The following is a 12,119-nucleotide window of genomic DNA, read 5'->3' on the forward strand; positions in this document are numbered from 1 at the left end:
AGCGGATCAGGGCTCCTTCACGAGCAGGGCGACGGGATGGGTGGCGAGCAGGCCGGCGAGCAGGCCGTCCGTGCCGCGCCGGGTGAGGGCGTCGTGCCAGGCGTGCGCGCTGCCCTGCCCGGAGGCGGCGGGGGCGTCCTGGGTCGAGGGCAGCAGCAGCCGGGTGTCGCCCCAGCCACCGCGCTCGGCCAGCTTCTGCGGCATCCGGGTGACCACCGTGATCGCGCCGCCCCGGTCGAACGCCAGGACGTGCTCGGCGGCCTCGCCCGTCACCTCGACGGGCGTGTAGCCGGTGAACAGGTCCGGGCTGTCGCGGCGCAGGTGCAGCGCGGTGGTGACCACGTGCAGCTTGTCGGCGGCGTCGTCCCCGGTCTGGCCGGCCAGCACCGCCGCCCGGTGTGCGAAGTCGACGCGGCGCCGGTTGTCGGGGTCGACGAGCGACTGCTCGAGCAGCTCCGAGCCCTGGTAGACGTCGGGCACGCCCGGCATCGTCAGGGCCAGCAGCTTCGCGGCGAGCGTGTTCGACCAGGCGGCCGGCAGCAGGTCGGCGACCAGCCCGTCGAGCAGCTCGCGGGCCTCGGGGTGGTCGAAGGCGGCGTCGACGGCCGCGTGCACGGCCGCCTCGTAGGCCTCGTCCGGCTCCGTCCAGGTGGTGCGGTCGCCGGCCTCGCGCATCGCCTTCATCGCGTACCCGTGCAGGCGCTCGCGCAGGACGTCGTCGGGGTCGCTGCCCCACGCGCCCAGCACGGCCTGCCACAGCAGGTTGCCGAAGACGGGGTCGGGCAGCGGGGACGCGGCCAGCAGCACGTCCAGCACCTGCGACCAGCGCTCGGGCACCTCGGCCAGCGCCGTGATCCGCGCGCGGACGTCCTCGCCGCGCTTGGTGTCGTGGGTCGAGAGCGTGGTCATCGCCAGGGGCCAGTGCTCCTGGCGGGCGGTCATCGCCTCGTGCCAGCCGCCGACCGACAGGGAGAACTCGGCCGGGTCGCCGCCGACCTCGGTGAGCGAGGTGAGCCGCGGGTAGCGGTAGAACGCGCAGTCCTCCACGCCCTTGGCCATCACCATGCCCGAGGTCTGCTGGAACCGCCGGGTGGCCGCCAGCGCCGGGTCGTGCAGCCACGGCTCGAGCACGTCGAACGTCTCGGCGAGGTCCGGGCGGTGCTCGCGGGCCGCGGCGAACGCGGCGTCCAGGTGCTCCACCCCGGTCAGGTCCGGCTCGTCGGGCGTGGGGCCGAGCGCCAGGTAGGAGCGGTAGACCGGGAAGCAGCTGAGCAGCTCGCCCACCGCGTCCTGGCAGCGGTAGGGCGAGAGGGTCGGCAGGAACCGGCGCAGCTCGCGCACCAGCCGGTTCACCTCGCTGTGCAGGATGCCGTCGGCGACCTCGCGCTTGAGGTCGTGCACCATCGCGTGGAAGTCGGCAGGCTCGCCGCCGCGCAGCCGGGCGTCCAGGGCGGTCAGCGGCTCCTCGCCGGCGGGGTCGACCAGCACCCGCTCGACCATCGCGAGCGCGTCGTAGCCGGTGGTGCCCTCGGTGGCCCACGCGGACGGCATCTCCTCGCCGGGCTCGAGGATCTTCTCGACCAGCACGTAGGCGCCGCCGGTGAGCTCCGCGAGGTCCTCGAGGTACTTCTTCGGGTCGCGCAGGCCGTCGGGGTGGTCCACCCGCAGGCCGTCGACCAGCCCCTCGCGGAACCAGCGGCCGATCTCGACATGGGTCTCGGCGAAGACGTCCGGCTCCTCCACCCGCACCGCGGCGAGCGTGTTGACCGCGAAGAACCGCCGGTAGTTCAGGGCGTCGTCGGCGCGGTGCCAGTCGACCAGCTCGTAGTGCTGGCGGGCGTGCACGGCCACCGGGTCGTCGTCCACCCCGGAGGCGGTGCCGGGCGCCACGGGAAAGGCGTTGTCCCAGTAGTGCAGCTCCAGGCCGCGCTCGGTCTCCACGAGGGAGAGGTGGTCGATCGTCCCGTCGGCCCGGACGTCGTCCGTGCCCACCACCGGCATCTGCAGCCGCTGGCCGGAGGCGTCCCAGTCCACGTCGAAGGCGTGCGCGTGGGGGGCGTCGCGGCCCAGCATCAGCACCTCCCACCACCACGGGTCCTCGGACGGAGTGGCGACGCCGACGTGGTTGGGCACGATGTCGACGAGCACGCCCATGCCCAGCTCACGGGCCTTGCGCGAGAGCGCCGCCAGGCCGGCCTCGCCGCCCCGGGAGGCGTCGAGGTGGTCGTGGGCCACCACGTCGTAGCCGTGCGTCGAGCCCGGCTCGGAGGCCAGGATCGGCGACAGGTAGACCCAGTCGACGCCGAGGTCGCGCAGGTAGGGCAGCCGCTCGGCGGCCGCGAACAGGTCGTCCTCGGCGGTGATCTGCAGCCGGTAGGTCGAGGTGGGGGCGGACGTCGGCCGGGTGCTCATGCCTCGTCGTCCCCCTCGTCCGGGGAAGCGTCCGGGGCGGGCTCGGCGTCGGGTGCCGTGTCCGCGAGCTCCGCCTGCTCCGCCTCTGCCTCCGCGTGCTCGGCCAGGGCGGCGATCGAGGCGTCGACGGAGTGGTCGACCTCGACCGGGGGAGCGGTCCACTCCTGCAGCACCACCATGCTGCGTCCCTTGAGCGTCAGCCCGTGGTCGCAGCGGACGGTGTCGTGCTCGTCCTTGGAGCCGGCGGTGTCGAGCGCGACCACCCAGCGCGAGGAGAACTCCTCGGGCGGCAGGGTGATCTCCACGTCGTCGTGCCAGTTGTTGAAGTACAGGAGGAAGTGGTCGTCGGTGATGGTCTGCCCGCGGGCGTCCTTGCCGGCGATGCCGTGCCCGTTGAGGTACATGCCGATGACGTGCTCCTCGGTCTCCCAGTCCTTCTCCTCCATCGGTCGGCCCTCGGGGCCGAGCCACACGATGTCGTTGAGCCGCTCCTCGCCCTCGGGCCCGGTGCGGACCTCGGTGCCGGTGAAGAACCGCTTGCGGTGGAAGGTCGGGTGCTCGCGACGCAGTCGCGCGACGGCGGCGGTGAACTCGACCAGCGGCCGGTCCATCTCCTCCCAGTGCATCCAGGAGATCTCGGAGTCCTGCGCGTAGGTGTTGTTGTTGCCGCCCTGGGTGCGGCCGCCCTCGTCGCCGTGCAGCAGCATCGGCACGCCCTGGGAGAGCAGCAGCGTGGCGAGGAAGTTGCGCTGGGCGCGGGCGCGCAGGCGCAGCACCTCGGCGTCGTCCGTGGGGCCTTCGACGCCGTGGTTCCACGACCGGTTGTGGCTCTCGCCGTCGTTGTTGTCCTCGCCGTTGGCGGCGTTGTGCTTCTCGTTGTAGGAGACGAGGTCGCGCAGCGTGAAGCCGTCGTGGGCGGTGACGAAGTTGATCGAGGCGAACGGACGACGGCCCGAGTGCTCGTAGAGGTCGGAGGAGCCGGACAGGCGGCTGGCGAAGTCGCCGATGCCACCCTCGCCGCGCCAGTAGTCGCGCACCGTGTCGCGGTACTTGCCGTTCCACTCCGACCACTGGGGAGGGAACCCGCCGACCTGGTAGCCGCCGGGGCCGACGTCCCAGGGCTCGGCGATGAGCTTGACCTGGCTGACGACCGGGTCCTGCTGCACGAGCTCGAAGAAGGTGGCGAGCTTGTCGACGTCGTAGAACTCGCGGGCCAGCGTGGAGGCGAGGTCGAAGCGGAAGCCGTCGACGTGCATGTCGGTGACCCAGTAGCGCAGCGAGTCCATGATCAGCTGCAGCGAGTGCGGGTGGCGCACGTTGAGGCTGTTGCCGGTGCCGGTGTAGTCCATGTAGTACCGCTGGTCGTCCTCGACGAGGCGGTAGTAGGCGGCGTTGTCGATGCCCTTGAACGACAGGGTCGGCCCGAGGTGGTTGCCCTCGGCGGTGTGGTTGTAGACGACGTCCAGGATCACCTCGATGCCCGCCTCGTGCAGGGCCTTGACCATGCCCTTGAACTCCTGCACCTGCTGGCCGCGGTAGCGCTCGTCGCGGGCCCAGTAGGAGTAGTCGCCGTGCGGGGCGAAGAAGCCGAGCGTGTTGTAGCCCCAGTAGTTGCGCAGGCCCTTGTCCAGCAGGGTGGAGTCCTGGATGAACTGGTGCACCGGCATCAGCTCGATGGCGCTGACGCCGAGCTTGACCAGGTGCTCGATGACGGCGGGGTGGGCGATGCCGGCGTAGGTGCCGCGCATCTCCTCGGGCACGTCGGGGTGGAGCATCGTCAGGCCCTTCACGTGGGCCTCGTAGACGATCGACTCGTTGTAAGGGGTGTTCGGACGGCGGTCCCCCTCCCAGTCGAAGAACGGGTTGATCACCACGCCGAGGGTCATGTGCGCCGCGGAGTCGGCGTCGTTGCGGGAGTCCTCCTCGCCGAAGTGGTAGCCGAAGAGGCTCTCGTCCCAGTCGATCTCGCGGTAGGTGGCCTTCGCGTACGGGTCGAGCAGCAGCTTGCTGGGGTTGCAGCGCAGCCCGGCCTCGGGGTCCCACGGGCCGTTCACCCGGTAGCCGTAGCGCTGGCCGGGCTGGACCGTCGGCAGGTAGCAGTGCCACACGTGGGCGTCGATCTCGGTGAGCTCCACCCGGGTCTCGACCAGCGCGCCGTCGTCCGCCGGCGACTCGGGGTCGTCGAACAGGCACAGCTCCACGCGCTCGGCGACCTCGCTGAACAGGGCGAAGTTCGTGCCGGTGCCGTCGAACGTGGCACCCAGCGGGTACGCGTTGCCGGGCCAGATCTCCATGCGGTGCCTCCTCGTCCTGCGCGGTGGCGCACCGCGCGGCCGGGTGACGATCGCGACCCGGCGCCACGCAGGTACCCCTGTGGGCCCCCACTCAAGCAGCCGAGGGCAGCGGTGTGCGTCACCGCCGGGTGAGGCGGGAGGTCCGGTAACCGCGACAGGGTGTCCACGACACGGACGCCGTCGGTCCTCTGCGGTGTGACCTGCGCGATCGTCTACGGGCACCTGACTGGTTAGATGCATCGACATGAACAGCGCACCCGAGAACGACGGTGAGACCTACGCCGCCGTGGAGCAGACCACCACGGGGAAGATCTGCTCCTTCTGCGGGCGCGGTGCCACGGCCGACAGGCCTCTCGCGGGTGGCTACGGCGCCATGATCTGCCGCGCGTGCATCGACGGTGCACGCGACATGCTCGACGACCAGGCCTCGCCCCCGGCCGGCGGAGAGCTGCGGAGCTACTGGGAGGACGGCACCGACGGTGACGTCCTGGCCGGCCTCCGCATCATGAAGGCCTCCGCCCGCCAGGCGGACGAGTTCCTCTTCACCTGGGTCGCCATCGCCCGGGCCCACGGCAACTCGTGGGCGGCCATCGGCGACGTCTTCGGCACGACGCGGCAGGCTGCCTGGGAGCGCTTCGCCCGCCGTCTGCCCGACGTGACCGACCTGCTCGCGGGCGAGGGCTCCTCCACCGACTGAGCGCGTGGCCGGTCGGCCGGGGCTACACCGTGAGGACCACCCCGACGGGGTCCGGGTGGCCCGGACGGGCCTGCCAGGTCGCTGTGGACATCATGTGCATCTGGCCCTGACGGGTCACGTGTCGCTCGATCGGGTGATTCGTGGTGCATCATCGTGGTGTGACTCCCCGACCGTCCGACCAGGACCAGCGCGCGACTCGGGACCGCGCGCTCAGCGACAACCAGACCACCTGCAGCTTCTGCCTCGAACCCACCCAGGGTGCCCCGGTGTACCCCGGGTTCGCGGCCAGCATCTGCGCCGACTGCGCGGCGGAGGCCGCGCGCAGCCTCGCCGCCGGCGAGGTGACCGACCGCTGGGCGGGCACGGACCTGCTCACCGGCCTCGCCCGCTGCCTCTCGTCGACCCGTCAGGCCGAGCAGATGCTCGTCACCTGGGTCGGCCGGGCGCGGGACGGCGGGCTCAGCTGGGCCCGCATCGGTGGCGTGGTGGGCACGACCCGCCAGGCCGCCTGGGAGCGCTTCGCCAAGCGCCTCCCCGACGCCGAGGCCGAGCACGCCGACGAGCGTGCCCACGCCGGCGTCTGACCCTCTCCCGACCACCCGCCGGACGGACGCCCTCGGGGAGCGTCCGCCCGCACCACACCTCGCCTCAGCGCACGCCGACGGCCACCCACGTCATGTCCCGACGTGGGTGGCCGTCGGCCGTCCGGAGCCCGGCCGCCGGCACTGGGAGGACGGACATGTTCTCCACGACCCCTGACGTGCGCCCCGCGCTCTGTCATGATCGGACCCGCGGGTTCCGGGTGCCACGCGTTCAGCTCTTCCTGACCGAGGCGCTCACGTCGCCTCCCCCTTGGACGATCGGTGTGACATGGACCCCTTCGAGAGACGCGAGCGACCCCTGCTGCTGACGCCCGAGGGCAAGACGTGCAGCATGTGCGGCCGCACCGGTGGTGCCGGCGACCGGATGGTCGGCGGCTTCGGTGTCGTCGTGTGCGCCGACTGCGTCGCCGACGCGCACCGGCTCGTGACCGGCGGCGCCGAGCCCGACGCGGCCGACGTGCCGTGGAAGGACCGCTCGCAGGCCGAGATCCTCGAGACCCTGCCCCGCATCGTGGCTGCCTCCCGGCAGATGGAGCGCTTCCTGTTCACCTGGGTCGCCGTGGCGCGACAGTCGGGCATCTCCTGGGCCCACATCGGCCGCACCCTCGGGGTCACGCGCCAGGCCGCGTGGGAGCGCTTCGCCAAGCGCCTGCCCGACGTCCCGGCCGCCGACCAGGACGTCGCGGAAGAAGTGGTTACCGAACAGTAGCCTTCCGGCGTAGTCTGGGTCACATGGAGCGGACGATCTACGACGACGACCACGAGGCCTTCCGAGACTCGGTGCGTGAGTTCCTGCAGCGGTCGGTGGTGCCGCACGTGGAGGAGCACGCCGAGCAGAAGGCGCTCCCGCGCGAGTTCTGGCTCGAGGCCGGCAAGCAGGGCTTCCTCGGCCTGGAGATCCCCGAGCAGTTCGGCGGCGCCGGCGACCTCAAGGACGGCGACTACCGGTTCAACGCGGTGCTGATGGAGGAGCTCTCCTTCGTCAACGCCGCGCTCTCCAGCTGCGTCGGCATCCACGCCGACATCGTGGCGCCCTACCTCGTCGAGCTCGGCACCCCCGAGCAGCACGAGCGGTGGCTGCCGCAGGCCGCCAGCGGCGAGCTGCTCTGCGCCATCGGCATGACCGAGCCCTCCGGCGGCTCCGACCTCGCCGCGCTGAAGACCACCGGCGTCAAGGACGGGGACGGCTGGGTGGTCAACGGCTCGAAGACGTTCATCACCAACGGCTACTCGGCCGACCTGGTGGTCACCGCCGTGCGCACCAGCCCCGAGAAGGGCGCCCGCGGCATCACGCTGTTCGGCATCGAGACCTCCGCCGAGGGCTTCAGCCGCGGCCGCAAGCTCGACAAGGTCGGGCAGGACGAGTCCGACACCGCCGAGCTGTTCTTCGAGAACCTCCGCGTCACCGAGGCCGACGTCGTCGGCCAGGTGGACGGCGGGTTCATCCACATGATGCAGAAGCTGCCGCAGGAGCGGCTGGGCTGCGCGATCTCCAACCTCGCCCACGCCAAGCAGATCCTGCTGGAGACCCTGGAGTACACGAAGGAGCGTGCGGCGTTCGGCTCGCCGATCGGCTCCTTCCAGCACAACAAGTTCCTGCTCGCTGAGCTCTTCACGCAGGTCGACGTCACCCAGGCCTACGTGGACCAGTGCGTGCTCGCCCACTCCCAGAAGCAGCTCACGCCCATCGACGCGGCCAAGGCGAAGTGGTGGACGTCGGAGATCCAGAACTCGATCCTCGACCACTGCGTGCAGCTGCACGGCGGGTACGGCTTCATGAACGAGTACCGGGTCGCCCGCGCCTGGCGCGACGCCCGCGTCTCCAAGATCTGGGCCGGCTCCAACGAGATCATGAAGGAGCTCATCGGCCGCGACCTCGGCCTCTGACCCCGCGCCGGAGGTTGAGGAGGTTGCGCAGCAACCGTCTCGAAACCACCGGCGGCCGGTCAGCCGGCACCGCGGGTCTTCCGGTGATCGAGGCGCGAGGCCGTCCACGGCCCTTCCGGTGATCGAGGTGCGAGGCCGTCCACGGCCCTTCCGGTGATCGAGGTGCGAGGCCGTCCACGGCCGAGCCACGAGATCCGTGCACGCGACGTCGGCGTGCGCCACTGACGAGGTGCCGGGGTCTCGTGGCTCCTCGCCGCGGCTCGTCGCACCTCGACCTCCGGATCGTCGGGGCTCGTCGCACCTCGACCACCGGATCGCCCGGACACCGGTGAGCCGGGACGACGGGAATGGTTGCCACCGGCGACCGGTTGCGGCTGGTCGTGACCACCACCGCCGGCAGCCGGCCCACCCGCGCCTCCGTGGGCCTGCGCTCCGAGCGCGGCCCCGTCCTGCTGGCCGTCATGCTGAGCGTGGCGTTGGTGGCGGTGGACGCCACGATCCTGGCGACCGCGGTGCCGGCGGTGGTCGACGACCTGGGCGGGTTCACCCAGTTCCCCTGGCTGTTCAGCGTCTACCTGCTGGCCCAGGCGGTCAGCACGCCGCTGTACGCGAAGCTCTCGGACCAGTTCGGCCGCAAGCCGATGGCGATGGTCGGGATCGGCCTGTTCGTGCTCGGCTCGCTGCTGTGCACGGTGGCGTGGGGGATGGTCCCGCTGATCGTCTTCCGGGCCGTGCAGGGGCTCGGCGCCGGCGCCATCCAGCCCGTCGGCATGACCATCCTCGGTGACCTCTACTCGGCCGCCGAGCGGGCCGTCGTCCAAGGCTACGTGGCCGCCGTGTGGGCTCTCTCGTCCGTGGTCGGCCCGACCCTGGGCGGGATCTTCGCCGACTACCTGTCCTGGCGGTGGATCTTCGCGATCAACCTGCCGCTGGGCCTCGTGGCGGCCGTGGTGCTGCTGCGCAACTTCGACGAGAAGGTGGCCCGCACCCGGCAGAAGGTGGACGTCCTCGGCTCGGCCCTGCTGGCCGTCGGTGGCGTGGCGCTGCTGCTGGCGCTGCTCGAGGGTGGCGTCCACTGGGCGTGGTCCTCGCCGACGAGCCTCGGCCTGCTCGCCCTTGCCGTCCTCGCGCTGGTGGCGTTCGCGCTGGTGGAGCGCCGGGCTGCCGCGCCCGTCCTGCCGACCTGGGTCTTCACGCACCGCGTCGTGCTGGCCGGCGTGCTCGGAGGGGCCGTGGTGGGCGTGCTCATGCTCGGCCTCACCACCTACGTGCCGCTCTACGCCCAAGGGGTGCTGGGCCAGGGCGCCCTGGTCTCCGGGCTGGCGCTGGCCGCGATGCTGCTCGGCTGGCCGATCGCCGCGAGCAACGCCGGCCGCCTCTACCTCCGCTTCGGCTACCGCGCGACCATGCTCACCGGCGCGGTGATCGCCACGGTCGGTGGGTCGCTGCTGCTGCTCGTCGGCCCGAGCAGCCCGCTGCTCATGCTGGCCCTGCCGTGCTTCGTGCTGGGGCTCGGCTTCGGCCTCGTGATCAGCCCCTCCATCGTGGCGGCGCAGACCAGCGTCGCCTGGCAGCAGCGGGGCGTCGCCACGGGCACTCTCGTCTTCTCCCGGTCCCTGGGCAGCGTGCTGGGCACCGCGGCCTTCGGTGCCCTGGCCAACGCGGTGGTCACCTCCCGGCTCGGCGGCGCCGCCCCGTCCCTGGAGGCCGTGGGGGCGGACGTGCTGCACCCCGCCGTCCGCACCGTCTTCGTGGCCTCCTCCGTGGTCGTGCTGCTGCTCTTCGCGGCCGGGCTCGTCATGCCCCGGCACGCCGCCCAGGAGCAGGCCCAGGAGCAGGCCCAGGAGCCCGTGCCGGAGCCCGCCCCGGAGCCGGGGACGTGACGACGCGGACGGGTGAGGCCAGCCTGACCTGCGTGGACGCACACCCCGTCGACGCAGGATGATCGCCCCATGACCTCCGCACCGACCTCCGGGACCCTCGACGAGGGCGCCGAGGGCGCCACCCACGACGAGCCCCACGACGACTCGCTGCACGCCCGGCTGAACTGGCTGCGGGCGGCCGTGCTGGGCGCCAACGACGGGATCGTCTCCACCGCCGGCATCGTCGTCGGTGTCGCCGGAGCGACCACCGACCGGGGCGCGCTGGTCATCGCCGGTGTCGCCGGCCTGGTCGCCGGCGCACTGAGCATGGGCGCCGGCGAGTACGTCTCCGTCAGCACCCAGCGCGACTCCGAGAAGGCCGTGCTGGCCGTCGAGCGGCAGGAGCTGGCCGAGACCCCCGAGGAGGAGCTCGACGAGCTCGCCGGGATCTACGAGGGCAAGGGGCTGACCCCCGAGCTGGCGCGCGAGGTGGCCGTCCAGCTCACCGAGCACGACGCCCTGCGGGCCCACGCCGAGGCCGAGCTGGGCATCGACCCCGACGACCTCACCAACCCCTGGAGCGCGGCGTTCGCCTCGATGGCGTCGTTCACCGTGGGCGCGCTGCTGCCGCTGCTGACGATCGTGCTGGTCGTGGCCTCGTGGCGGGTGCCGGTCACGGTGGTCGCCGTGGCGGCGGCGCTGGCCGTCACCGGTTGGGCGAGCGCCTGGTTCGGCGAGGCGCCGCGGACGCGGGCGATCCTGCGCAACGTCGGTGGCGGCCTGTTCGCGATGCTCGTGACGTTCCTGATCGGCACCCTGCTCGGCACGCACGTCTGAGGTCGCAGGTCGGGTGCGGCGGTCTCGAGGCTCGTCGCTCGCGCTCCTCGCACCTCGACCACCGATCGCTCAGTCGGCCAGGTGCTTGAGGGCGTCGCGCAGCGCCTCGTCCCCGCCCTGGCCGCCCTGGAGCCGCGCGACCACCTCGGCGGGCAGCGGCTCGAGGCCGCGGATCTCCTGGTGCAGCCCCTCCATGGTGGTGTCGAGGCTGGCGGCGGTGTCGGCGGCCTGGCGCAGCCCGTCGAGCAGGTCGCCGGGCACCTCGCGGCGGTACTTGTAGTAGATCTTGTGCTCGAGGCTGGCCCAGAAGTCCATGGCGATCGTGCGCAGCTGCACCTCCACCAGCACGGGCACCTGGCCCGCCGAGAGGAACACCGGCACCTCCACCAGCGCGTGCAGGCTGCGGTAGCCGTTGCCCTTGGGCGCGGTGATGTAGTCGCGCACCTCGCGCACGGTCACGTCGCTCTGCGCCGTGAGCAGGTCGAAGACGTGGTAGACGTCGGAGACGAAGCTGCACACGACGCGGACGCCGGCGATGTCGGTGACCCGCTCGCGGATCTGCGTCATCGACGGGCCGGACTCGGCCGCGATGCCCTTGCGCTGCATCTTCTCGACGAGGCTGGGGATCGACTTCAGCCGCGAGGAGACGTGCTCGATCGGGTTGTCGGTGTGCAGGTGCGCGAACTCCTCGCGCAGGATCGACAGCTTGGTGACGACCTCCTCCATGCCGAAGCGGTGCTCCAGCATGAACCGGCGCATGTCCTCGGGGGACGGGCCGCGCCACCACTCGGGGACGACGACCGCGAGCGGTGGTTCGTCGGCGGGTGTCACCGGGTCAGCGTACGTGGCGGGTGCCCGGCACCCGGCCGGGTGAGCGCGTCAGTGCGCGATGCCGTAGAGGCGGTCGCCCGCGTCGCCGAGGCCCGGGACGATGTAGCCCTTCTCGTTGAGCCGCTCGTCCATCGCCGCGGTGACGACGGTGACCGGCACGTCGATGTCGGCGAGCTCCTCCTCGAGCCGCTGGGTGCCCTCCGGGGCGGTGAGCAGGCAGATCGCGGTGATGTGGTCGGCACCCCGGTCGACGAGGAACCGGATGGCCGCCGCCAGGGTGCCGCCGGTGGCCAGCATCGGGTCCAGCACGTAGCACTGGCGGCCGGCCAGGTCGTCCGGCAGCCGGTTGGCGTAGGTCGAGGCCTCGAGGGTCTCCTCGTTGCGGACCATCCCCAGGAAGCCGACCTCGGCGGTCGGCACGAGCCGCATGAAGCCGTCCAGCATGCCGAGGCCGGCGCGCAGGATCGGCACGACCAGGGGCTTGGGCGAGGCCAGGCGGACGCCGGTGGTCGGCGCGACCGGGGTGGTGATCTCGACCGGGACGACCCGGACCTCGCGGGTGGCCTCGTAGGCCAGCAGCGCGACGAGCTCGTCGGTGAGGTGCCGGAACGTCGGGGAGTCCGTGCTCTCGTCCCGCAGGGTGGTGAGCTTGTGGGTGACGAGCGGGTGGTCCACGACGTGGGTGCGCATGGGCGGC

Annotated in this window: 10 protein-coding genes; 6 read left to right on the top strand and 4 right to left on the bottom strand. The window is 72.0% G+C overall.

From position 1 onward, the window contains the following. Positions 1–6: 6 nt before the first annotated feature. Together treY and glgX are read right to left on the bottom strand one after the other, a co-directional pair. The gene (gene treY, locus M8330_RS10000) at positions 7–2,412 is read right to left on the bottom strand and encodes a malto-oligosyltrehalose synthase (RefSeq protein WP_250827214.1); all 2,406 of its coding nucleotides are present in this window, start codon (positions 2,410–2,412) and stop codon (positions 7–9) included. Next, positions 2,409–4,706: a glycogen debranching protein GlgX gene (gene glgX / locus M8330_RS10005; protein ID WP_250827215.1), complete on the bottom strand. Its 2,298-nt coding sequence runs from the start codon at positions 4,704–4,706 to the stop codon at positions 2,409–2,411. The genes treY and glgX overlap by 4 nt, the downstream gene beginning before the upstream one ends. A 244-nt stretch (positions 4,707–4,950) precedes the next feature. Between glgX and M8330_RS10010 the strand changes: the two genes are divergently transcribed. The 6 genes from M8330_RS10010 to M8330_RS10035 all read left to right on the top strand — a co-directional run bounded on the left by M8330_RS10010 (position 4,951) and on the right by M8330_RS10035 (position 10,591). Next, a complete protein-coding gene (locus tag M8330_RS10010) occupies positions 4,951–5,403 on the top strand; it encodes a ClpX C4-type zinc finger protein (protein WP_250053722.1) in 453 nt (150 codons plus the stop codon). Between the two features lie 158 nt (positions 5,404–5,561). Continuing rightward, the gene (locus tag M8330_RS10015; protein WP_250053723.1) at positions 5,562–5,987 is read left to right on the top strand and encodes a hypothetical protein; all 426 of its coding nucleotides are present in this window, start codon (positions 5,562–5,564) and stop codon (positions 5,985–5,987) included. Positions 5,988–6,273: 286 nt separating this feature from the next. Next, entirely contained in the window at positions 6,274–6,714 is a 441-nt protein-coding gene (locus M8330_RS10020) for a ClpX C4-type zinc finger protein (RefSeq protein ID WP_250827216.1), read from the top strand. 23 nt (positions 6,715–6,737) lie between these two features. Continuing rightward, complete coding sequence (locus M8330_RS10025) at positions 6,738–7,892, top strand: acyl-CoA dehydrogenase family protein (RefSeq protein WP_250053725.1); 1,155 nt, start codon at positions 6,738–6,740, stop codon at positions 7,890–7,892. 347 nt (positions 7,893–8,239) lie between these two features. After that, a complete protein-coding gene (locus tag M8330_RS10030; RefSeq protein ID WP_250827217.1) occupies positions 8,240–9,775 on the top strand; it encodes an MDR family MFS transporter in 1,536 nt (511 codons plus the stop codon). A gap of 69 nt (positions 9,776–9,844) precedes the next feature. Beyond that, positions 9,845–10,591: a VIT1/CCC1 transporter family protein gene (locus M8330_RS10035; RefSeq protein WP_250053727.1), complete on the top strand. Its 747-nt coding sequence runs from the start codon at positions 9,845–9,847 to the stop codon at positions 10,589–10,591. Between the two features lie 69 nt (positions 10,592–10,660). Here M8330_RS10035 and M8330_RS10040 read toward each other — a convergent pair whose 3' ends face one another. Then, positions 10,661–11,422, bottom strand: coding sequence for a GTP pyrophosphokinase (locus tag M8330_RS10040; protein ID WP_250827218.1), 762 nt, complete (start codon positions 11,420–11,422; stop codon positions 10,661–10,663). Between the two features lie 48 nt (positions 11,423–11,470). Then, positions 11,471–12,112, bottom strand: a complete 642-nt coding sequence (gene upp / locus M8330_RS10045; protein WP_250053730.1) for a uracil phosphoribosyltransferase — start codon at positions 12,110–12,112, stop codon at positions 11,471–11,473. Between the last annotated feature and the right edge of the window lie 7 nt (positions 12,113–12,119).

This window comes from Nocardioides bruguierae (assembly GCF_023656415.1).
GTDB lineage: Bacteria > Actinomycetota > Actinomycetes > Propionibacteriales > Nocardioidaceae > Nocardioides > Nocardioides bruguierae.